Raw genomic sequence first — 22,434 nt, 5'->3', positions numbered from 1 at the left:
TCGCTGACTTTGCGTCTATTAGCAGATTTAACAATATGATTGATAGGATTAGGTGCCATTGGATCAATAGCTGCGTGGCGCAGATACACTGACACTGCGGTAACGACTATCTTGCATAAAGTACGGGGACAGGTTTAAGGTATTTCAAAGTTAGGTATCAAATGTCTTCCCCCTTAATTTATACAGCAAATACACAGTAGTGATACAGCTGAGGTAGTTGATAAAAGGGCGAACAGGTAGCGGGCCTTAACCCATTTTAGAGCATTGCATTGTGTTGTTGCTTGGTATTAAGGATGCCGTTATTCAAAGCTAACGTTCTCGCATATCAATAGACTGCTAATCAATTTTAATACTCTTTACAGCTTAATTAGAGGATAGGCGGTTAAAAAATATCAGCAATTGCAGTTAAACTAAGCTATTGTATTGAAAGTGTTAGCCTAATAACTAATAAGTGTTATGGCGGAAAAATGAGAGCTGACAAGGAATCGCCAGTTTGATAAAAAAAATAATAACTAAACACAATAATTTTTACTATATGACCGCCGCTCTCGTGGTGTTGTTATTAAGTGCTTCTTTAGTTAAATCTGTTGCTGATGGCATGCTTGAATCACTGCTCGATGGGGTTATTGCGATAACCTTTTTAGTTTGTGTGATCAGCCTAGGCGTGGACAAAAGTTGGAAGCGTTTTATGCAAGGGCTGATTGTTGTTTGGCTGATAGCAGCAATGGTGAAACGATTTACCTCTCTTCCTTATATTGATCTCTTTATGCTGATGCTTATGTTTGCTTTTTTTTGGGGGACATTTAGTTCAATCGCTCGGCAAATACTTTTCTCCGGTTCTGTCGATGGCAATAAGGTTGTTGGTTCGATTGCACTTTTTTTGTTACTTGGCCTAATGTGGGCTTTAGTTTATTTACTTATTTTGGCGCTTTCGCCTCTTGCTTTTACTGGTATTGAGCATAGCGCGTGGGGTCAAAATTTTTCTCAAATGGCTTATTTTAGTTTCGTCACTTTAACCACACTAGGTTATGGCGATATCAGCCCAAATACCCCTTTTGCACAAGTTGCAGTTTATATGGAGGCAATTGCTGGCGTGTTTTACATGGCGATTGTCGTTGCTAGTTTGGTGAGTTCAGGATTGGCTCATAAGGAAACCCAATAGGAAGCTTAATATGGAAAACCCTATGCAACATAGTCAAAGTAAGTTGTTTATCAATAACATGATGGAGTCCGCTATTCGGATTGGCTTACTGTTTATATTGGTTGTTTGGACGTACGACATCATTAAACCTTTTGTTATTCCTGTGCTTTGGGGAGCGATTATTGCGGTAGCGCTAATGCCAATGACACAAAGACTTGAGCGTGCGCTTAAAGGGCGGCGTGGTGTTGCTGCCAGCATATTAGCGTTAGCTGGGATTATTCTACTTATTGCACCATTTTGGATTGTGTCGAGCTCTCTTTTTGAAGGGATTTCTCACACAATAGAAGTTTTGCAATCTGGTGATGTTGATATCCCAGGGCCAACCCAAAAGATTGCAGATCTCCCCTTAGTTGGCGATAAGCTATATGAAATATGGGCATTATTTGCCACTAATTTAGAGAAGGCTGTGCTACATTTTTTGCCACAAATTAAAACCGGTGTGAGCGCTGCCGCTGGTATGTTGGGCAGTAGCTTAGGTACTTTGGTGATGTTTATTATTTCATTGGCTATTGCTGGTGGTTTTATGGCTCATGCAGAAAAGTCTGCAGCAGCCGTTAGTACGGTGGCCGTCAAAGTGGCGGGGACTCACGGTGAAGAGTGGACGAGTTTAACTGCTGCGACTATCCGTAGTGTGTTATTAGGGGTTGTTGGTGTTGCCTTTATTCAATCCATCTTAATTGGCTCAGCGTTGTTTACTTTTAGTATTCCGGCTGCAGGGTTATTTACTTTTATTGTGTTTATATTGGGAATTGCACAATTACCGCCGCTGTTAGTGGTGTTACCACTGATCTTTTATGTGTTTTCAACACATGATTCAACGCCTGCAACTATATTTACTATTTGGGTTTTAGTGGCTGGTATTTCTGATAGCGTGTTAAAACCTATGCTGATGGGGCGCGGTGTAGATGTGCCAATGCCAGTTATTCTAATAGGCGCGATCGGTGGCATGTTAACCGCTGGTATTATTGGGTTATTTTTAGGTGCTGTGGTTTTAGCTATATGGTATGAACTATTTATGACCTGGCTAAAAGCAGAAAAAGCATTAAAGAAGCCAGCGGAAGCTGCTGGTGGCGAAGACGATAAATTGGTGAGCGCTCCAGCTCACGAGGGCGCAGACGACTAATTTCGATTGAGTCGGTACTATATGCGGATAAAAAAAGGTGCTATAAGGCACCTTTTTTATTTATTTCAATTAGTTTCTTATAGTGTTTGATATTAGCGAAAGACCGTTTGTGTTTTAATAATCCAAACTGCGTAGTAGATCGCAATCTGCAAGGTCTTGATTTAAGGTCATCACAAGGGAGTTAGTGGGTGAATAACGAAAAATCTATGCTAGGGGTTTGGTTCGAGCATGGCCTTATTTCAAAGGAAGCACAACAGGCAGCATTAACACAAATACACCAAGATAAAACCCGTTTTCCGACCTCATTGCAATGGTGTTCGCTGTTTGACCTTATGCTAATCTGGTTAGCTGGATTACTTATAGGTTCAGGTATTATTTTCTTTGTTGCTGCTAATTGGCAAGATATGAGCCAGTTTGTGCGTTTTGCGTTAGTAGAAACCTGTTTGTTACTGACCTTATCGGTATACCTTGTTATGCGTAAGCGCGCCTTAAATCGTGGAGACTTACTTGGGTTTGGATATACCACCGCTAATGCGCTACTCCTGTTGATCTGTTTGATTATTGGTAGTTTATTTGCATTAGTTGGTCAAACTTATCAAACAGGGGCGGATCCATGGCAGCTTTTTGCTGTTTGGGGATTGTTTGTTCTGCCGTTAGCACTCGTCGCAGGAACTGAGCTCTTGTGGCTGCTTTTTGGGCTCTTGGTTAATGCGGCATTATTGCTTTATTTTGATGCATTTCCTGGGGCAGGAGGGCTAGTTTGGGGGGCAAACTCAGCCATGGCATGGTTATTTGTATTAAATCTTGCTTTGCACCTGTCTTGTTTATTTTTAAGCGGTGAGATTACAAATAGTCCAGTAGCACAGTTTACTCATAAACAACGCTTCTTTGCTCCTTTGTTAAGACAATTGACAATCTTAGCGGCGCTTTCAATCGTGACTATATTATCTATTGAAGCTATTTTTGACTGGAAAAATAGCATTTGGTTAATGATTTATTTTGCTTTGATTACTGCAGGTTACTTTCTCTATAACCGATATCTGCAAGATATATTTGTGCTTGCTATTGGTAGCTTTAGCCTAGTGGCCGTAGCAAATAGCTTATTGATAAGAGCTACCTTAGAGGGAGACGAACCTGTTGGGATGTTTTTAGTGTTAGGTGTGAGTATTATAGGTTCCACTACCGCGGTGACCCTATGGCTTAAACAACGTCATAAAGCCTTTAGCCAAGGAGGGCTAAGTGATATTAGTTAACTTTAAAGGACGATTTACGGCTAGTGATAAGATGGTGCAAACAGAGCTTTGGGCTACTATGGCATCGCAAGGGCTAGTTGATACCGTGCAACCAGATACAGTGGTAAGAAGCCCTTGGTATATCCAATTCATGCAATCGATAGCCGCTTGGGTTGCATCTTTATTTGTTTTAGCGTTTACGGTTACTTTCTTCGGGCTATTTTTTGATGGTCTCGATACGCTTTTTGCGACGTTAGTCGGAGTCGTTTATAACTGCGCTGCGATAGTCATTTATCGTAATAATATTGGGCGGCGACTATTTATCAACCAAATGGCGTTGGCACTAAGTCTTTGTGGTTTATTATCGTTAGCTTATGGCCTTACTGAATGGTTTGATTTTGATAATGGCATAAGTTGGTACTTGGTTTTCTTTAGTGTTTTACTCATGAATTGGCTAATTGTTGAACACTATAGCCATCAGTTCATTACGAGCTTTGGCATGATAGCCTGCGCTGTAGGTGTGAGTTATGAATTGCGGTTGCTCGAGATCTTACCGGCGGTGTTAAGTCTTGGATTTACCATTATTTGGCTTAATGATACGAAGTATGCCGCGTTGCTTTCTCGGCTGAATGCACTAGGGTACATGTTAGCTATTTGGCTAGTATTAATTCAACTCCCGCTTTTACTTGCCGATACGCTTTTATTGCAACACAGTGATTTTCCAATCTTAGCTACTTGGTCTAACCCACTTTCTATCATTACCACATTGATCATTGCGGTGGCTTTATTTGCCAATATTTTAAGGTCATTAACGACTCAGTTAAACTGCAAGCAATCGGTACTCTGTATATTTGGCTTAGTTTTATTGGCGTTATTATCTTTACCAATGACAGGGCTATTGACTGCAGTGCTGATCTTGATTGTTGGCTTTTATGTGGGAGAAAGAGGTATTTTCATTTTAGGTATACTAGGCGTTATAAGTTTCATTGCTTGGTATTATTACAGCTTACAATTGCCCTTATTAGATAAATCTATATGGCTAATAGCGCTTGGTATAGGGTTACTGGTTGTGAAAGTTGTTTCAAGCAAAGTATTTCCTGCTACTGCTATTCAAGAAGCAACCTCTATTGAAAACGAAGCTGACTGCCAATGATGAATAGTTTAAATACCAGAGCAAACACGACTAACAAACAGCAAAATAAATCTAAGCATAGCTTTGGATTACCACTAAGTGCTTATGTCATTATTGCAACTCTATTGGCTGTGCTTACTCTGGTAAATTTTGATATCTACCAAAAAGAGCAACATCTGCTTAAAGGAAAAGTCATTCGATTAGCATTAGCACCTGTTGATCCTCGCTCATTAATGCAAGGGGATTATATGGTGCTGAATTATGCAATCGCTGCTCAGGTTAGTGCTTTTGTACCTGAGGGGACTACTGACGGAACGATGCAAGTCAAGCTAGATGAAAACCAAGTTGCAAGCTTAATTAGTGTCGATGAAATCCCGCTGACGACTTACAGTAATATTGTGGCAGAGGCTCAAGCTCTAACAACGATGTCTATTCAATACCGTATTCGCAATCATCAAGTCAAATTTGCTAGTAATGGGTATTTTTTTGAAGAAGGACAAGGAGAGCGTTACGAGCAGGCCGAATATGGTCAATTTAGAGTAAATGAGCAAGGTAGCCTTTTATTGGAATCGTTACTCGATAAGAGCTTTAACGTGCTTTAAAGCTGGGAAACCCCAAAGCATAATAGGCTTGGTCGGTACAATATTCTTGTCGCCGATAATGAATGTATCACGGTATAGCTTTGAGCACACAGTAATTAAAATAGGCTAAAGTAAAATGCCGTTAATAAAGTTAAACGGCATTTAGTTGGTGCTTTGAGGGGTTACTTTTTAATCCACTTACCTGACTGGTTTTTTATGTAGTGGCCTTTTTTAGTCGCCTTGATTGCTTTCTCAGCGGCTAACTTGGCCACATCATTTACCGAAATTCGATTCTGTTTTGCTATTTTTTCATAGTGAGCTTTGCGTTTGGCATTGACTGAACTGACAACGGCTTTGGCATCTGCAGAGTTTTTGACTACGCCTAAATAGCCATTTGCTTGTTCGCCGACTAAACCTTGAGCTTTGGCATCTTGCAAAGAAATAGCAAAGGCATTAAAGCTGAGAATAAGACTCGCAACCAGTAAAAGAATTTTTGACTTCATGGGGTTCTCCTTAATGGCTCTGCTTAGAAAAGTTCATCGTTGGCGAGTAGTTGATCTAGCTCTTTATCGACCTTGATCTTGATTTCATGCTCAATTTTTACATTGAGGTTAATCACAATTGGTTTATCAGGTGGCTCAATTTTGACAGTTGGGCTGCAACCGACTATGGCATACATTGCCAGCATTATGCTTAATAAAATTTTCGGGCTGTTTACCTTAGAGCCTGATATTTTCAAGCGTTGAGCTATAGAGTTTCGTTTTATAGGATCATGCAATGCTTTCATTGGCTTATCCTTTCCTTAAGTGGCTTTCTAAACGGTTTTGTAACAAGGCAATTGATAAGTGACTCAATGCGCGAACTACAAGCTATTTCACTGCTTTTTCTATCTGATTTTGCAAATTATCACCAATCTGCAAACTCCTAAGTAATTGGATCATATTCTCTTCTTGAGAATAGTTGAAGTGAATCGGTCGTTCAACACCTTGACTGCGGCCTTTAACATTAACTTTCAATGTCGCATCACCTGCAGCTGTCATATCAAAGGTACTTGAAAGCTCTGTGTAATCTAAATGTTCTAGCGTTGCAAAGGCAAACTCTAGGTAAGGCTGGCTTTGGCGCATCTGCTCAACAGCTGGGTTATTGCCTATAGCGATCAAGCCGCCAGGTGCCCGTGCGGCAAGCTTACCGCCGTTGACACTGGCTTTGCCAGCTTCTAAACGAACGGGTAAAACTCCATCAAAAATGCCATCTGCATAGACTCCAGTGAGTGGTTGCAGCGCCAGTAACTCTGCTAGATCTATTCTCTGCAGTACAAAATAGGCAGAAGAGGGCTTATTTAAGTTTACTTCAAATTGAGGGATAAGCAGCTGCCCACCGAGTAGATCGCCCTTGGCCGTGAGGTTAACAGAAGCTTGTTTGACCCCGAGTAGCTGTTGGGCTAAGGCTAAATTTTGCTGATTTGATTCAGGATCCGCTCCTGACTTAGACCCTGACTTAGCCCCTGAGTCAGTTAACGGCGCTACTTTTGATTCACTGCTAAAGGCAACTGCTGCCTCTGCGTTTATATCTGTAATTAACACACCGGGATTAAAGGCTTTTAACGATAAAGTGACGTTATCACAGTTGAATTGGCTAGCTCGTTTATGGTCTTGGTTTTGCTGCCAATTAAACTGGCATTGGGTGTCCATATTGCCACCTTCAAAAGGTAACAAGTTAATACTGCCCTTAATGTCATTCACTTTTGGGTCAAAAGTTAATTCAAACTGTGTGCTTTTATTTTTACTCAGCAGGTAATGCATGTTTATTTCTGCATTACCTTGGATCTCAAGTGCATCAGGTAAGCTATCTGTCTGACTGAGAAAACGAAGAATGGGTGCAAATTCACTATTAAACTGCCAATCTCCGACTAATGTAAATGGGCTAAAGTTAGCGGCTGACGTGAGGAATTGATGTTGGCTGTTAAACAGCAGGTCATTAATTTGCCAGACTTCTTCGCTAGTGAGTTGGTGTTTATTTAAGGCGAGTGATTGCGACAATTCTATGTTATCGAAGTTGAACAGCTTTTGTTTAGTATGTTTTTTACGTTTAATGGAATGACCTTTGTTTACCCTATTGCCTTGAGCATAAGTCGTTTTATCAAGACTGAGTTGATTTAAGTTTAGGGTAAATTGATTGCTTAATTGATGGTCTAATATTTGGCTCAATATTGACTTAGGCGGTTTGCCATTCAATAAGTTAGTGGTTAAGTTCAGTGATAATGGTGCTAAAAGTGCAAAATCGGCGTTATTCAGTGCAAGCTTGTAGGTTTCATCTGCGGTTGAATCTAAGTTATTTTTTAACGCGAGTTCGCCTGCAAGATTGGTTAATTGGTAGCTCACACTCGGAATTGTTAGGTGAGTATCGCCTTGCTCATATTGATAAGTTAATGGCGAATCAATATTGATTTGGGTCTGCCCAATGCGGGTTAGTAGCTGGGAATGGTTTTGACGTTTAGCTACAGTTGGCTGATTGTTTTTAACGCCGCTGATTACAGATATTTTGGCATCTTTGGCTATTTGGGCTTCTTGGGCAATTAAGGTTGGGTGGCGACTGATACTTATTCCCTGGGTTTGTTGTGTCGATGCTGGATTAACGTTAATTGCGTAGGTAAGCTCAGCCTGATTTTTACTCACACTCACATCGCCACTAAGTTCAAGTAATGCGCTGTCGATTTCTACCTGATAGGGAAGTTTTTGTAAGGTTGGCCATAGTTGATTAATGATTATTGGCTGCTGCTGGTGGTGCGCGTTAAGTTGCCACTGGCTAGATACCGTAAAGTCATTAGTTGCGAGTATTTGATACGCCGTATTATCAAGCTTGAGTTTTGCATCAATTTTACTGTCTATGATGGCAATCTCAATTTCAGGCATTAACAATGAGTTTGTGGCTAATTGATACGTTAATGCTTGGTTGAGGCTTATCAGTAACTGAGGCGAGCTATGATTGTTTCGCTTAAGCGCTTGATAGAGATTTAGCAGCGCAGCTTCAAAGGGCTTGTCATTAAGCTTATTAATGATTTGGGTTAACTGGCTATCTTGTTTATTTGGCGCTGTCGTTTTAGCTGCAGTTTTTGTCGTAAACGTCACAGGCAGTTTTAAGGGGGCTAACGTCAGCTCTGGCTGTGCAATATTGCCATTGATAGCAAACTCAATCGAGTCAGGGGACTCTGCACTTTCAGTTGTTGCTACTAAAGCAACGGGTTGTAGCGTTAGGTCCGCGAAATCCCCAAGCGTAAGGCTGAGCCCATGTAAGTGGTGTGTAGATGTTAGCTGCGCAGTTTTGAGATCAAGTGCGAGCTGTGAGTCTAATGTAGCTTTAAGACTCAAATTTTTATCGTCGATAGTTTGTACCAAATCATAAAGTGGCGTCAGCAGGCTATGCTGTGCGTGCATTGACAGCACTTTGTCGCTTTTTTGCAAGATGGCGCGTTCGCTGGCGGCTAACTTGCGAGTGAAATCCTGTAATAAGGTTAGATCTATGTTGGATTTAGCTTGCCAGTTTTTGTCATCAAGTTCGGCATTTAAAGTGAGTAGCCGTTGTTGATTTACATCTATTCGGCTAGAGAGCTCGCCGGAATTATTCAAACTAAGATCATGCAGGGTTAAAGATAGCGCCGCGTCTTCAATGCCTTTTAGCGTGATGTGAGTTTGTTTGAGCTTAATATCTGGCAATGCATCAAAGTTAAGGCCGATGGCAGGGCCTGTTTCATTCGGTGCTTTATCTGAAAGCATTAATGAATTTAATGAGAGCCTTACCTGTACATTTTCAACCGATAACGCCTTTAAATCACAGACATTAAAAGCCCAAGGTTTTGTATTTTTATCAAAGACTAAGTTGAGGTCATTAAGGGTTATATCCGTGTTATCGACGGTGAGTTCAGCGCTGGTTACGTGCCATTGGGTTAAGCTTTGTGGTTTGAAGCTAAGTTGGTGTACTTGGGTGTTATAGGCTGATAAAAACTGATTTGCGACATCGATTGTGACTCTTTCATAATACCTAAGCGCCACAAGACCGGCGATAGCAACAAGCGCTACTAGGCTGATAAAGGAGAACGCTAAATATCGGGTGGCTTTCTGTCGCCAGCTTTTTGGTACTGCCTGTTGCACTCGCAAGGTTCCATCTGTTGTGAGCTAAAAACCGCAACCATTATTGATTTTTAGCTAGCTTGCTGGCTTTTAGTATAGTCAGACGATTCTAACACCTTAACTTAATACCTGAATAGATGAACAAGGAGACTGTTATTTCGACAAGGTCATGTTTTTCAACAATGACAATCTTGTGAGTTAGCCCAAATAACCGAGTGTTGTTTTTTATATTTATCGTTACATATTGAACCATTTGTTACTGACTTGCTCAATATTGAGCGGCGTGTCGCTGTTCTTTTGGCTAAAGCATTTTTATTTCGTTTAGGAATGCTTTAGCCAGCAGTATTTAACAGAAAAAGAGGTTCACATTGAAAAACTTAGGCTGGTTGTTAATTTTTATTCCCGCGCTTTGTACTTGCTCATTAGTCTTTATGGTCATCTTGCATTATTTTCATATTATCGAAAGCACCGAGATTTTAGTTGGTTTGATGTTTTCATTGCTGGCGCTGAATCTAATGGGATGTGTGACGATAGGATTAAAAACCTCAGGTAATCTTCCTTACCTTCTATTTGGTAATCTATTGTTCTTCATCATTTTTGTTTTTTCGATTGCCACTGTAAACACTCATGATTGTCAACATCACGAACAAAAACAGAATAGCCAACTAGATACACCTGTCTTAGGTCAACAGCTTGATTTGGACTTGGCTAGAGAATGATTTTATAAGTATTAAATAATTGGCGAGTAACGCATTTATGATAGCCAGAAAAGACAATGTTTTACTGGCTATCACAACAGAAGGGGCTTACGCTTTCCAGCGAATATGTGTGGTTAGCGTATGACTTTCATTAGGTGCCAAGACCACTTTATCTTCTAATACGTTTGCAGCCTCTAGGCAAACCATCGTCAGGTAGTCATCGCTATTGAAGCGAGATAACCGCGCTGATTTATCAATCCATGGATTCCAAAGTACAGCACTCTTGCTATTTTCGCGGCTGACTTCGATTACACCATCAGGAGTATGAAGCTCTTGTACATTGCCTAGTTCAGTATAAACTCGATCGGTTTCTCGGGTGAATTCAACTTTGTCATTTTCTTGAGTGAAAGGACCTTGACCAAACTCTATATACTTAGCACCCTCAAAACCACTAGCGTGTAGCTGATGGATATCATTGATTGGAAAATAAGTGTGCAGCGCCTGAGTTAGGCTAACGTCATAATCACTACGGTTGGTATTCACTAAGCTGACTGAGAGGCGGTCGCTTAGCGTAAATAACAATTCAACATCGGTGTCGTGAGGCCAGAACAGCCTATCTTCTTCACTGATGTTTAGCGTGAACTTAAGATCAACAATTTGGTTGCGCATTTTTACCGACTCAAGCGCCCAAATACGAGTGCGAGCAAAACCATGCTGAGGAAAATCAGGGTTTTCGTTCATGCCAAACCATGGCCAACAAACTGGAATACCACCGCGGATCCCATTGCCAGGAGAATAGTCATCAGCGCTTGAAACCCAAAGCAATGGCTTTTGGCCAACAGGTTCAAAGAAATCAATCTGTGCACCTTGCATAAAGATCCTAGCTTTACACAAAGGTGTATTAACGTCGACGTACTCTAATCCATTAGCATGTTTATTAGTGGTGACGGAACCCATGAGGTGTTGTCCTTTCAAAGCGTTATCACGATATAGTTGAGCTAGCTTACCCGTTTTTTGAAAACGACATAAGCCTTCTTTTAACCGGATTTGCGGTAATGCTGTTCTGTTGAACAAACAAATGCCGCATCAGGTTAAGATTTAGCATTATTTATTTACCGATTGTGCACCAGGCTGGCGTATTTAACCTTTAGCTATAGTCATTCAGTTTACTTTACAATTATTTAAAGACCGTGCATGTGGTGAATATAATCCGCTTTTAGAGCTTAGTGAGAAAATATTTGTTGGTCATTTCTAATAACGTTCTCTAATCCTAATTTGATTTTTTAATGTTTGCTCCCTTGTTGTTTTAACTAAAAAATTGCTGTGTTTTTAGCCAAACTTAGTTATGGTGGTTAAAAGGTGGTCAGAGCACCGACCATTAATGATAAGAACTAAAAGGGACGATGTTATGCCAATTTATCAAGCACCAATCCGCGATTATCAGTTTGTTTTAAATGAGCTCTTAAATATATATCAGCAGGATGAATTGAAAGGTTTTGATGAGTTTGACCCTGAGCTGATAGATGCGGTGCTGCAAGGTGTAGCCGATTTTACCACTGATATTATGCTGCCACTCAATGGCAGTGGTGATGTTGAAGGTTGTCGCTTGGTTGACGGAAAAGTCATAACCCCCCAAGGCTTTATCGATGCATACCAGCAATACGTTGATAATGGTTGGGCAACGTTAACCTGTGACCCTGAATTTGGCGGCCAAGGTTTACCTGAAGTAGTCGGTGTGTTTGCAACCGAAATGAAAACTTCAACTAATATGGCTTTTGCTATGTATCCTGGGCTGACTCACGGTGCTTATGCCGCGATTCATACTCATGGTAGTGATGATCTAAAAAGTAAATATTTAGAGAAATTAGTCAGTGGTGAATGGACTGGCACAATGAATCTTACTGAGTCTCATTCGGGCACGGATTTGGCATTGTTGCGAACTAAAGCGATCCCTCAAGCGGATGGCACTTTTGCTATAACTGGTGAAAAAATCTTTATCTCATCAGGCGATCATGATTTAACTGACAATATTGTACATTTGGTATTAGCAAAGCTGCCTGATGCACCTGCAGGGGTTAAAGGCATTTCGTTATTTGTGGTGCCTAAAATATTGATTAACAAAGATGGCAGTTTAGGCGATCCAAATACGCTTTGTGCAGCGAGTTTAGAACACAAAATGGGGATCCATGGTAACTCAACCTGCGTGATGAATTTTGATGGTGCAATTGGAGAGCTGGTAGGTGAGCCGCATCAAGGGCTACGAGCCATGTTTACAATGATGAATCAAGCAAGATTAGGCGTTGGACTGCAAGGGTTAGGTGTATCTGAAATTGCTTATCAAAACGCACTTGCTTACGCAAAAGATCGTATTCAAGGTCGAGCACTAAGTGGTGCTAAGCAGCCCGAGCTGGCGGCTGACTCTATTTTGATGCATGGGGATGTGCGCCGAATGTTATTGTCGCAAAAGTCATTTAATGAAGGTACTCGAGCATTAATGGGGCAACAAGCGCTTTGGCTAGATGAATCTGAAAGGCATAGCGATGACGAGTGCGCTAAAGTGGCATCCAAACTTGCCGCATTATTCACGCCGATTGTAAAAGGTTTTGTCACAGATCAAGCCTTTAAAGCTTGTGTTGATGCACAACAGGTATTTGGTGGACATGGATATATTCATGAGTGGGGCATGGAGCAATTCGTACGTGATAGTCGTATCGCAATGATTTATGAAGGTACTAATGGCGTACAAGCTTTAGATCTTGTTGGCCGTAAGTTGTTGTCAGATAAGGGAGAGGCACTGCAAATATGGTCCTTAGAAGTCAAGTCTTTGATAGAACGTAATAGGGGCACTGAAGAGATGAAGCCATACCTTGCTGGTTTAATGGATGCTGCTGGCGACCTTGAAAAGGCCACTGCTTACTTAACAACAAACGCAGCTAAAAACCCTGATTTAATAGGAGCTGCGTCTATGGCCTATATGCAAATTTTAGGGATCGCTGCGCTAGCATGGATGTGGACTCGAACCGCAGAAAAAGCAATACAAACAATAGCAGCAGGTACTGAAGAAACGGCCTTCTATCAAGATAAGCTCAATACTGCTAAGTTCTTTATGCATTATTGGGGGGCGAAAACTCGCAGTCTGCGTAAGCAAATTCAATTAGCTAGTGAAGACATTTGCGGGTTTGATAATCGTGCTTTTTAATCGTTAAGATTATTTTCCTTGCTGAGCACTCTTGCAGATATAAGTCGTAAGAGTGCTTTTAATCAATAATCTATTTTAACATCCTTTTTAAAACTAGAGTTCTGCTCTATATACCTTTTAGTGATTGCTGTTAGACATCTCCCCCTTATCTAAGCTAACCTTGGCGCACCTTACGAACTAGCCTTTATGGGCCATAGTTTTATTAAATACAATTAGCAGCAATGGCTGTATTCATTTAATTAGGATAGACATGCAGTATAAATGGGTACTTTTTGACGCTGATGAGACCTTGTTTCATTTTGATGCTTTTCAAGGCTTACAGCTGATGTTTTCACGATTTGACGTAGATTTTACTCGTCAAGATTTTGCGCACTATCAAACGGTGAACAAGCCTCTTTGGGTCGATTATCAAGACGGTAAACTAACCGCCAAACAACTACAAAATATTCGTTTTGAAGAGTGGGCAAAAAAGTTAACGGTATCTACTCAGCAGCTTAATAGTAGTTTTCTTGCCGCAATGGCAGAGATCTGTCAACTTCTGCCTGGCGCACAGGAGTTGATCGATGCGCTAACGGGCAGGGTTAACATGGGAATTATTACTAACGGTTTTACCGAGTTGCAAACTGTACGCTTAGAAAAAGTTGGTTTAGCTAACTGTTTTTCGCCATTAGTCATTTCAGAAGAGGTTGGTCTCGCTAAGCCTGATGTGGGTATTTTTAATCACGCATTGAGTTTGATGGGTAACCCAGACAAAGAGTCGGTATTGATGGTTGGAGATAACCCGCATTCAGATATCTTAGGAGGCATAAATGCTGGTATTCATACTTGTTGGCTAAACAGTGATGGCTCTGAACAACCTGCAGGAATTAACCCTAATTACCACGTAAGTTCTTTATGCGAACTACGAGAGCTCTTAACGAGCAATAAGTCTTTTAAATAACAGACTTATTGCGTAAGTTAATTGGTTGAATATCAGACGTTTTTTTCGAAGTGAAGTAAACGATTGTTGGCAGGCATAGGATGATCTGCTTTGAGTTTTAGCCCTTGCTCTATTGCAAGCTCAGTTATCCACTCTATGTCTCTAATTGCACTTTGAGGGTTTTGCTCTAGCAACCATTGATCAAAATTCCGATTACTATCACAGGTGTATTGCCCCTGATAATTAAAGGGGCCGTACACACAGAGTTGTCCACCAAGGCTTAAATGTTCACCTAAGCCTTTAAATAAATCTTGCACCATAGCTTTAGACATAATGTGTAAAGTATTCGCGGTAAAAATCCCATCAATAATCGGCAGTTCGAGTTTTTCTATAGGCCAAGCTTGGGTCACATCAAGTACTAGTGGCGGACGAAGATTCAAGCTAGGTTCTGCTGTAAGCCACGCATTTATTCCTCCATGATTAAAGCTTTGATCGCTGGTTTGCCAAATTAAATGCGGAAGCAGTTTAGCGAAATACACTGCATGCTGACCTGTACCACTGCCTATTTCAAGCACTTGGCGTGATTGGTTAAAGCAATGTTCGAGTACCGAACCAATGGCATATTTATTATTTTCACAAGCTTGAGAGTAAGGTAATGAGCTCACAGGTAATGCTTTGTTATCGGATGTTATTAGTTGTTTTACCGCGTCTGCCGTATAAATTCAATTGCTGTGTAGATATTGGCTCCTAATCATCACTCTAGATATAATTAGATGAGGTTGTGGGGAATTAGCTTTAGGTATCACTATAAAAAAGAGTTAATATCTAGCCTCTATTTTGCAGATAACAAGGCAAGTATTTTGGCTTTAGAACACAATGAAATAGTTTCGTTACTAAGCGAACTTGAGTGCAGAACAAACTTCACTATCAAGAAAGTTACCGAGTACATGTTGCCTAAGCTAAAAGAGCCATTTTATCTTTACCTAGATGGTAAGCAGGCGCAATTGGTGATCCGTCCGGCCTATGAAGTTTTTATAGCTGACTTTGCCGAATTAGATGGAGTTAACCCTAAAGCGCAATATTGTCATTATTCAGAAATGACAAGGTTTCCTAAGCGTGTGCAGAAAAGCATAAACGGTATTCACTATGGATTAGCCTTTAGTTTTGACAGTAAAGAAGCACTTAAAGTATTTATTGAAAAGCTAATAGTCATCAATCAGGGATAGTGGCTAACAAGAGAAATTTTTAGTGGAGCAACGGGTGACGAAAACAGACAAAAAAATCGATAATGCTATCCGTATTGCGCTGACCTCAATATGTGAAAGTGCAAAAAGTGAGATCTCAGGTTTTAAATGGCTAAGTCACCAAGTTAATTTTGCAAAAGTGAATCAAACTCTAACAATACGTTTTATGTTTGATTCACATGAGGATCTAAATAAAGCGAGAGCAGAAGGGCTAATAAGCAAACTGATTGTCAGTACTGAACAAGAGTTAGCGCTTGATAATATTGTCCTCGCCAATGCTATGAAACAATGCCGTTTTGAAGTGTTACCAAGCAACACTTAAAAGTAATATTGTTTGTTTAGCAGCAACTCGCTCTGGACGGGCATTTAAAGGATTTAAAGTTAACGATATCAAGTGAGTCAATATATTGGGGTTGAGTGAGCGGTCTTGCTGAAACATTTATTCACCAAATGTATTACCAGCTAGTAACTTAAATTGGTTTACACTATAGCTATAATACAAATTGAAATTCGTTACCGGATAGTTTGTTGACAAGGAGTCTCATAAATATGGAGCCTGAGAAGGTCTCGGCTGAAGAGTCGCTAAATGATGCTGATTTTGAAGCTTTGCTATCAGAACTAAATCGTAAGCGTATACGCTCATTTGTTTTTGTTATTGGTTTAGTCGCTGGATTGCCGGCCGGATTTTATGGTGCGCGCTGGATTTATCAGCTTTGGCAATAGAACAACTTTACTCAATAAAAAGCGATTAAACTTGGTGTCATTTGAAATAATACAGCTCTCGCTAATTTAAGGGAGCTTTTTGTTATTGATAGGTGCGGTATAGTACAGGACTGGTCATAAGCAGTATTTTTATCAAGTTATACGCACTGGTGGAAGCTCTGAGATTGTTAACCTAGATATGAAATAAAAAAGACACGCAATATGCGTGTCTTTTTGTTATCTGGTTTTAGTGGCTAGGTTTATTTTGCAAGTAAACCACGGCTACGTAGTAGTGGCTCAATGCCCGCTTCTTTACCGCGGAATTGCTTGTAAAGTTGCATAGGATCTTCACTGCCACCTTGAGACAAGATGTTATCTCTAAAGGCATCAGCTGTCGCTTTATCGAAAATACCATTTTCTTTAAAGGCTTCAAATGCATCAGCGCCTAAAATATCAGACCAGATGTAGCTGTAGTAACCTGCAGAGTATCCGCCTGAGAAAATATGAGAGAAGTATGTACTGCGGTAACGCGGTGCGATCTCTTCAATCAATCCCATTTTGTTTAATGACTCAGCTTCAAATTTTGCAGCATCTTTTGGCATGAAGTCTGTCACTGTGTGCCAATCTAAATCAAGCTTAGTTGCAGCCATGTATTCAACGGTAGCAAAACCTTGATTGAACTTGCTTGCTGCTTGAATTTTTTTAACCAACTCTTGTGGGATCACTTCGCCAGTTTTGTAGTGCTTAGCAAACTGCGCGAGCACTTCAGGTTGCGTCATCCAGTTTTCCATCACTTGAGATGGGAACTCAACATAATCGCGTGGTACTGAAGTCCCTGCTTGCGAGCGATATTCAACATCTGACAACATACCGTGTAGTGCGTGGCCAAATTCATGGAATAGGGTACTTGCTTCATCAAATGTAAGCAGTGCAGGCTCATCGCCAACTGGGCGAGGGTAGTTAAGCACGTTGACGATAATAGGCTTAGATTCAACGCCGTCCATATTGTACTGCTGACGGTATGAGTTCATCCATGCTCCGCCACGTTTGCTATCGCGGACAAAGTAGTCACCCATAAAGATAGCCATTAGTTCACCATCTTTGTCGTACACTTCCCAAGTACGTACCTCGTCATTGTACTTAGGCAGATCTGTACGCTCTTTTACGGTAATACCAAATAAACGGTTTGCCGTGTAGAACACTCCTTTTAACGTGTTCTCTAGTGAGAAGTAAGGGCGAGTTTGTTGCTCGTTAAAGCTGTATTTAGCGACTCGGATTTTATCTGAGTAGTACCACCAGTCCCAGCCCGCTAATTTAAAGTCGCCGCCTTCTGAGTCGATAAGCGCTTGCATGTCTGCCACTTCAGCTTCTGCTTGAGCAAGTGCCGCAGGCCATACTTTGTTAAGCAGCTCATATACATTTTCAGGTGTTTTTGCTGTGCGTTCTTCTAGTACAAAGTGTGCGTGAGTTTTGTAACCCATAAGTTGCGCACGTTCGGCACGCAGTGCAGCCATCTTAGCCAGAATTTTCTTGTTATCGTTAGCGTTATCATTATTGCCACGCTCAACATAACCCTTATAAAGCGCTTCGCGAAGATCGCGGTTGTCTGCATAGGTTAAAAACGGAGTAATAGATGGACGAGAAGTCGTGAATACCCATTTTCCATCATGGCCACGCTTAGTTGCCGTTTGTGCAGCAGTATTGATAACATCTTCAGGTAAGCCTGATAGATCCGCTTTATTGTCGATGACCAATTCAAATGCGTTAGTTTCGGCTAACAAGTTGTCGCCAAACTCTAGACCTAACTTACCGATTTGCTCGTTAAGCGCACGGAGCTTAGTTTTATCACCTTCGCTTAAGTTAGCACCGCCGCGGGTGAATGATTTATATGTATCTTCTAAAAGTTTAGCTTGAGCGACGTTTAGATTTAGATTGTCGCGCTGATTGTAAACAGCTTTTACTTTTTGGAATAAAGCGTCGTTAAGCAAAACATCATCACTTGCAGATGACAGCATAGGCGATACTTGTTTTGAAATTGCTTGTAATTCTTTGTTTGTGTCAGCACCAGTTAGGTTATAAAACACGCTAGCTACTTTCGTCGTTAGCTCACCAGAAAATTCCATCGCTTCGATAGTGTTTGCAAACGTTGGTACTGCAGGATTGTCGATAATCGCTTGGATTTCAGCCTTATGTTGCGCTATACCGGCTTTAAAAGCAGGTAAATAATGCTCAGGCTTAATCTTTGCAAAATCAGGGATCCCTAAATAGGTATCGTAAGGTTTGAAAAATGGATTGTTAGCGTTGTTTTCAATAATCTGTTGGGCGACAACATTTGGTGCGACTTGTGCTTCTGCGCCTGTATTTGTTGTATTTGTTGTATTTGATGCGCTACATGCAGTAAGTGCGAGTGCTAGAGCAACTGCTGACACGATTGGTTTGAGGGTTAATCCCTTCATATTTATATCCCCGAATTTGCTTGTGTGAAAAATCGCCACATAAATTACGCTGGCGTTAAGCTCTTTAAATATCATGGTTATTGGTGTTAAATCTATTATAAAGCTGGAAACTTTGTAACAAAGCGTTCAGTTAGTCATTTTTTACACATTTTGACGGTTTTTTTATGGCAAACTCCGACTTGTAACATTAATAATAACAAATGGAATACCATGAAATTACCTACCCTTGTTTTTGTCACTACTATAGTGTCAACGCTAACAACTGCTTTCTTTTCTGTTCCTGTCCTTGCGGTTTCACTAACCAGTGATGATGTGGCAAATTATGCTGTAGACACCTATTCAGAGCCGATGGTAGCTAACTTAGCTAAATTAGTGGCTTTTGATACGACCGCAATACCTGGGAAAACACCTGACACAAACCCACAATTTATCGGGTTTAAAGCAGAATTAAAGGCCTTGAGTACCGAGTTAGGACTGGATTTTAGTGATCATGGCTATGTGATGTTAATTGGCTTAGGTGATAGTGAAAATAAGCTAGGGGTAATCACTCACGGTGATGTGCAACCAGCCGATCCAGCGTTGTGGCAACAAAGTCCGTTTTTGTTAGATTCGACGTCAGAGCCAGGAAAGCTCATAGGCCGTGGCACCGAAGATGATAAAGGAGCAATAGTGACCGCAATGTATGCGATGAAAGCTATTAAGGATAAAAGCATTGCACTTAATCGACGCATAGAGTTAATGGTCTACATGGCTGAAGAGTCAGATTGGCAGCCACTTAGAGAGTTTCTAAAGACTTTTACTCCAGCTGATATCAATATCACTATCGACGCTGAATACCCTGTAGTAACTGCAGAAAAAGGCTGGAGCCAAATTGCGTTTACTTTGAATAACCCTCAGGCAAAGACCAATGTAGAGCAGGTAAATCGAAATGCTGATCTTGCTAAGTTAACTTATTTCTCTGGTGGCGTGTTTGCCAGCCAAGTGCCGCAGCAAGCCGTAGCAAAGCTCATTAATGTCGCTCCCGAACTACGTAATAAGTTAGAAGCTCAAGCGAAGCTCCAAGTACAAATGGATTACCGTTTCGAGCAGCAAGGTAATTTGTTAACCATTTATGCCGATGGCAAGTCAACACATTCATCGACACCAGAAGATGGAGTGAATGCCGTGACGCATCTTGCAAATGTATTATCAATCCACTCTTGGCCTCGAACAACGGCATCGCAGACGCAATTATTTATTAGCGAAATGGTGGGTTTAGGCCTATATGCAGAGCAATTTGGTGAGATTGCTTATAAAGATGACTTTATGGGGAATATGACTCTTGCTGCTACGGTGGTTAAGCAAGGTGATTTAGGTACCCAAATTACCTTAAACCTAAGACGCCCTAAAGGTAAATCGGCAGAAACCTTGGATAAACAAGCTTTGAGCGCTATGCATTTATGGCAGGGAAAACATCAAGTTAGCATATCTGGGTTAGAAACTTATTGGGGTAAACCGATGGTGATGGAAGGGGCTCCTCATTTAGAGACATTATTGACCGTATTTGAACATTATACTGGGATAATTAATCCACAACCCGTTTCAATTGGTGGCTCAACCAACAGTAAACTATTCCCAAATGCACTCAGTTTTGGGCCAGCGATGCCAGGTGTTGAATATACGGGTCATAGCGAGCATGAATTTATTACTTATGAGCAATTTATGCTGAATTTGAAAATGTATACCGCAGCGTTTATTGAATTATCGACTGAAGGTAAGTAGTTGTAGCCAGTTGTAGGGAAAGCGCTAATACATTCAGGTTGGCTGCGCTTTTACTGTTCATATACTCTTTGTCTATTTATTGATAGTGGGTACTTCTAAACGGCGCTAAGTAATTAGCGCCGTTTCTCTTTGCGCTTACATATAAAAGACGCTCCTTTAGATACCTACCGAGTATACGATTGCTAAATTGAGGACATTTATAATGTGCTTTTATGGATTATATATCGCGAAAATAACAAAGCGTTTGTAGCGGTTACCATAATTAAGATTTTTACCCAAATTGTGCTTGCTGATCCGTTTTAGATAATTGGCATTACTCATTGATTATTAACGTGATAGTTATCAACCCTTTTTCAGTGTGCTTCTGTAACAATAGCGCACCATTTTTATCCACGATAAGACCCAATAGTATGCGAAATAACCAACCTGTGACTCAGACAGAAAAGACGCTCACCGACAATTGTATTTTACTGTCTACAACAGACCTGGCTGGTAATATTAAATATGCAAACGAAGGTTTTATTAATGTAAGTGGGTATAGGTTTGAAGAGTTACAAAAGCAGCCACATAACTTAGTTCGTCACCCTGACATGCCTTCTGTGGCATTTAAATCACTTTGGGATAAAGTAAAATTAGGAAAGCCTTGGGTTGGTATCGTTAAAAATCGAACCAAATCAGGCGATCACTATTGGGTGAATGCGTATATCGCACCTGTCTATGAAAACGGTAAAATTCACGAGTATCAATCGGTACGACGTAAAGCAACCCCTGAGCAAATTAGTCGCGCCGAGCAGATATATCAAAGTGTAAATGCAGGCAAGCAACCGAAAGCCCTAAAAAAACCTATTTTGAGCTTCACCTCTAAAATATATAGCTTGATGATTTGTACTGTAATAGCTGCTGTGTTATTGGCTCAATATTCACCTTTAATAGCCGTTATTGTGGCGAGCATGATTACCGCTTTGGGCCTAAGTATATTATTTAAGCCATTTAATCGCTTGGTATTACAAGCCACTAGGATTATAGATGATCCACTTGCAACAGGGGTATTTACTGGCCGCCAAGATGAAATCGGAAAAGTGGGCTTTGCTTTACAGTTTTTACTAACAGAAACAGGTGGTGTTGTTGGCCGAATGGCAGATTCTGCGGGCTCAATTGAAAGTTTAAGCGCTAGTTTAAAAGACACTATTGGCAGTACCCGTGAGCGTGCAGATAGCCAAAACCAGCAAACGAGCCAAGCAGCCACCGCGATGGAAGAGATGAGCGCTAGCTTTAATGAAGTGAATCAAAATATTCATAGCGCAGCGAGTGAAATGTCGGTAAGTAATTTGTCGGCAGAGAAAGGCCATGAACTGCTTGAACGTGTAGTGCAATCAATTAATCAGCTAAAAGAGGAAGTGGCTAACTTTGCGACGGTTGTGGCCTCTATTGAGCAAGATAGCCAAGATATCAATAATGTACTTGAAGTTATTCGTGGCATTGCTGAGCAAACTAATCTCTTAGCATTAAACGCGGCTATTGAAGCGGCAAGAGCGGGGGAGTCAGGGCGAGGTTTTGCTGTTGTAGCCGATGAAGTGCGTCAGCTTTCTAGTCGTACAAGCGAATCAACGGCCCATATTGAATCCATTGTGAGTAAGTTTAGGCACAGTACAGCGATGGCAGCCAAAGCCATGGAAATTGGTCAGCAAAAGGCTGAGCAATCAGTCGATCTCGCTAGACAGGTGGATGAGTCTTTTGAAGCTCTACGTGATTCGATTAAAAAGATGAATCTCATGAGTGATGAAAATGCTTGTGCCATGACCCAGCAAACCACAGTTGCAAATGAAATTAGCCATTCGATACAAGTGATCAGTGAGTTGTCATTGGAAAGTTTGCAACAAACCCAAGATGCTGCAGAGCGGGGCGAGCAAGTATTGCGTTTATCTGCAAAAACACATCATCTGTCTCAGCAGTTTTGGGAACAAAGCGTGCAGCGTAAAATATAGCTAAACGTCAGGTAAAGGCGCAGCTTTTAAAGCTGCGCCTTATTATAGGTAACCGCATTAGCCGTAAGTTACAG

Annotated in this window: 19 protein-coding genes; 13 read left to right on the top strand and 6 right to left on the bottom strand. The window is 40.9% G+C overall.

Annotated elements, in window-relative coordinates:
* The first annotated feature begins 493 nt into the window (after positions 1-493).
* The 5 genes from AB4298_RS03730 to AB4298_RS03710 all read left to right on the top strand — a co-directional run bounded on the left by AB4298_RS03730 (position 494) and on the right by AB4298_RS03710 (position 5,290).
* The gene (locus tag AB4298_RS03730; RefSeq protein ID WP_248998407.1) at positions 494-1,162 is read left to right on the top strand and encodes a potassium channel family protein; all 669 of its coding nucleotides are present in this window, start codon (positions 494-496) and stop codon (positions 1,160-1,162) included.
* Positions 1,163-1,172: 10 nt separating this feature from the next.
* On the top strand, positions 1,173-2,324 hold the full coding sequence (locus tag AB4298_RS03725) for an AI-2E family transporter (protein ID WP_248998408.1): 1,152 nt from the start codon (positions 1,173-1,175) through the stop codon (positions 2,322-2,324).
* A 188-nt stretch (positions 2,325-2,512) separates the two neighbouring features.
* The gene (locus AB4298_RS03720; protein ID WP_371985777.1) at positions 2,513-3,577 is read left to right on the top strand and encodes a DUF2157 domain-containing protein; all 1,065 of its coding nucleotides are present in this window, start codon (positions 2,513-2,515) and stop codon (positions 3,575-3,577) included.
* Positions 3,564-4,709 (top strand): DUF4401 domain-containing protein, encoded by a 1,146-nt coding sequence (locus AB4298_RS03715; protein WP_371985776.1) that lies wholly within the window; start codon positions 3,564-3,566, stop codon positions 4,707-4,709. The genes AB4298_RS03720 and AB4298_RS03715 overlap by 14 nt, the downstream gene beginning before the upstream one ends.
* Positions 4,706-5,290, top strand: a complete 585-nt coding sequence (locus AB4298_RS03710; protein WP_371985775.1) for a GDYXXLXY domain-containing protein — start codon at positions 4,706-4,708, stop codon at positions 5,288-5,290. Before AB4298_RS03715 ends, AB4298_RS03710 begins: the two co-directional genes overlap by 4 nt.
* 161 nt (positions 5,291-5,451) lie before the next feature.
* On the opposite strand, the gene AB4298_RS03705 is transcribed toward AB4298_RS03710, so the two are convergent.
* From AB4298_RS03705 to AB4298_RS03695, 3 genes are all read right to left on the bottom strand, one after another.
* Positions 5,452-5,772, bottom strand: coding sequence for a YdbL family probable chaperone protein (locus AB4298_RS03705; protein WP_248998412.1), 321 nt, complete (start codon positions 5,770-5,772; stop codon positions 5,452-5,454).
* Positions 5,773-5,795: 23 nt separating this feature from the next.
* On the bottom strand, positions 5,796-5,957 hold the full coding sequence (locus AB4298_RS03700) for a YnbE family lipoprotein (protein ID WP_248998544.1): 162 nt from the start codon (positions 5,955-5,957) through the stop codon (positions 5,796-5,798).
* Positions 5,958-6,138: 181 nt separating this feature from the next.
* Positions 6,139-9,417, bottom strand: coding sequence for an intermembrane phospholipid transport YdbH family protein (locus tag AB4298_RS03695; protein WP_371985774.1), 3,279 nt, complete (start codon positions 9,415-9,417; stop codon positions 6,139-6,141).
* Between the two features lie 347 nt (positions 9,418-9,764).
* Here AB4298_RS03695 and AB4298_RS03690 point away from each other — a divergent pair, with 347 nt between their 5' ends.
* Positions 9,765-10,115 carry a hypothetical protein gene (locus AB4298_RS03690; RefSeq protein WP_248998414.1) on the top strand — a complete coding sequence of 117 codons (351 nt, stop codon included), beginning with the start codon at positions 9,765-9,767 and terminating at the stop codon, positions 10,113-10,115.
* Between the two features lie 87 nt (positions 10,116-10,202).
* Here AB4298_RS03690 and AB4298_RS03685 read toward each other — a convergent pair whose 3' ends face one another.
* Complete coding sequence (locus AB4298_RS03685) at positions 10,203-11,051, bottom strand: D-hexose-6-phosphate mutarotase (RefSeq protein ID WP_371985773.1); 849 nt, start codon at positions 11,049-11,051, stop codon at positions 10,203-10,205.
* A gap of 451 nt (positions 11,052-11,502) precedes the next feature.
* Here AB4298_RS03685 and AB4298_RS03680 point away from each other — a divergent pair, with 451 nt between their 5' ends.
* The gene (locus AB4298_RS03680) at positions 11,503-13,293 is read left to right on the top strand and encodes an acyl-CoA dehydrogenase C-terminal domain-containing protein (RefSeq protein WP_371985772.1); all 1,791 of its coding nucleotides are present in this window, start codon (positions 11,503-11,505) and stop codon (positions 13,291-13,293) included.
* Between the two features lie 250 nt (positions 13,294-13,543).
* Entirely contained in the window at positions 13,544-14,233 is a 690-nt protein-coding gene (yjjG, locus tag AB4298_RS03675) for a pyrimidine 5'-nucleotidase (RefSeq protein ID WP_371985771.1), read from the top strand.
* Positions 14,234-14,265: 32 nt separating this feature from the next.
* On the opposite strand, the gene AB4298_RS03670 is transcribed toward yjjG, so the two are convergent.
* Entirely contained in the window at positions 14,266-14,877 is a 612-nt protein-coding gene (locus AB4298_RS03670) for a DUF938 domain-containing protein (protein WP_371985770.1), read from the bottom strand.
* A 195-nt stretch (positions 14,878-15,072) separates the two neighbouring features.
* Here AB4298_RS03670 and AB4298_RS03665 point away from each other — a divergent pair, with 195 nt between their 5' ends.
* From AB4298_RS03665 to AB4298_RS03655, 3 genes are all read left to right on the top strand, one after another.
* Positions 15,073-15,438, top strand: coding sequence for a hypothetical protein (locus AB4298_RS03665; RefSeq protein WP_248998419.1), 366 nt, complete (start codon positions 15,073-15,075; stop codon positions 15,436-15,438).
* A 34-nt stretch (positions 15,439-15,472) separates the two neighbouring features.
* Positions 15,473-15,778, top strand: coding sequence for a Fis family transcriptional regulator (locus AB4298_RS03660; protein ID WP_248998420.1), 306 nt, complete (start codon positions 15,473-15,475; stop codon positions 15,776-15,778).
* A 227-nt stretch (positions 15,779-16,005) separates the two neighbouring features.
* Entirely contained in the window at positions 16,006-16,179 is a 174-nt protein-coding gene (locus AB4298_RS03655) for a hypothetical protein (RefSeq protein ID WP_248998421.1), read from the top strand.
* A 239-nt stretch (positions 16,180-16,418) separates the two neighbouring features.
* On the opposite strand, the gene AB4298_RS03650 is transcribed toward AB4298_RS03655, so the two are convergent.
* Positions 16,419-18,614: a M3 family metallopeptidase gene (locus tag AB4298_RS03650; protein ID WP_371985769.1), complete on the bottom strand. Its 2,196-nt coding sequence runs from the start codon at positions 18,612-18,614 to the stop codon at positions 16,419-16,421.
* Positions 18,615-18,824: 210 nt separating this feature from the next.
* Between AB4298_RS03650 and AB4298_RS03645 the strand changes: the two genes are divergently transcribed.
* Positions 18,825-20,375, top strand: a complete 1,551-nt coding sequence (locus AB4298_RS03645) for a dipeptidase (RefSeq protein ID WP_371985768.1) — start codon at positions 18,825-18,827, stop codon at positions 20,373-20,375.
* A gap of 410 nt (positions 20,376-20,785) precedes the next feature.
* On the top strand, positions 20,786-22,360 hold the full coding sequence (locus AB4298_RS03640; RefSeq protein WP_371985767.1) for a methyl-accepting chemotaxis protein: 1,575 nt from the start codon (positions 20,786-20,788) through the stop codon (positions 22,358-22,360).
* Positions 22,361-22,434 lie beyond the last annotated feature (74 nt).

Source organism: Shewanella sp. 10N.261.52.F9, assembly GCF_041471165.1.
GTDB lineage: Bacteria > Pseudomonadota > Gammaproteobacteria > Enterobacterales > Shewanellaceae > Shewanella > Shewanella marinintestina.
Note: the sequence above shows the minus strand (reverse complement) of the source record. Positions and strands in the feature narration are given on the sequence as shown.

What these genes read in the sequence shown, in the direction of transcription:
- yjjG (WP_371985771.1), top strand. Translation starts at nt 13,544, where the DNA reads ATGCAGTATAAATGGGTACTTTTTGACGCTGATGAGACCTTGTTTCAT.
- AB4298_RS03645 (WP_371985768.1), top strand. Translation starts at nt 18,825, where the DNA reads ATGAAATTACCTACCCTTGTTTTTGTCACTACTATAGTGTCAACGCTA.
- AB4298_RS03655 (WP_248998421.1), top strand. Translation starts at nt 16,006, where the DNA reads ATGGAGCCTGAGAAGGTCTCGGCTGAAGAGTCGCTAAATGATGCTGAT.
- AB4298_RS03640 (WP_371985767.1), top strand. Translation starts at nt 20,786, where the DNA reads ATGCGAAATAACCAACCTGTGACTCAGACAGAAAAGACGCTCACCGAC.
- AB4298_RS03700 (WP_248998544.1), bottom strand. Translation starts at nt 5,957, where the DNA reads ATGCTGGCAATGTATGCCATAGTCGGTTGCAGCCCAACTGTCAAAATT.
- AB4298_RS03685 (WP_371985773.1), bottom strand. Translation starts at nt 11,051, where the DNA reads ATGGGTTCCGTCACCACTAATAAACATGCTAATGGATTAGAGTACGTC.
- AB4298_RS03710 (WP_371985775.1), top strand. Translation starts at nt 4,706, where the DNA reads ATGATGAATAGTTTAAATACCAGAGCAAACACGACTAACAAACAGCAA.
- AB4298_RS03650 (WP_371985769.1), bottom strand. Translation starts at nt 18,614, where the DNA reads ATGAAGGGATTAACCCTCAAACCAATCGTGTCAGCAGTTGCTCTAGCA.
- AB4298_RS03705 (WP_248998412.1), bottom strand. Translation starts at nt 5,772, where the DNA reads ATGAAGTCAAAAATTCTTTTACTGGTTGCGAGTCTTATTCTCAGCTTT.
- AB4298_RS03725 (WP_248998408.1), top strand. Translation starts at nt 1,173, where the DNA reads ATGGAAAACCCTATGCAACATAGTCAAAGTAAGTTGTTTATCAATAAC.
- AB4298_RS03680 (WP_371985772.1), top strand. Translation starts at nt 11,503, where the DNA reads ATGCCAATTTATCAAGCACCAATCCGCGATTATCAGTTTGTTTTAAAT.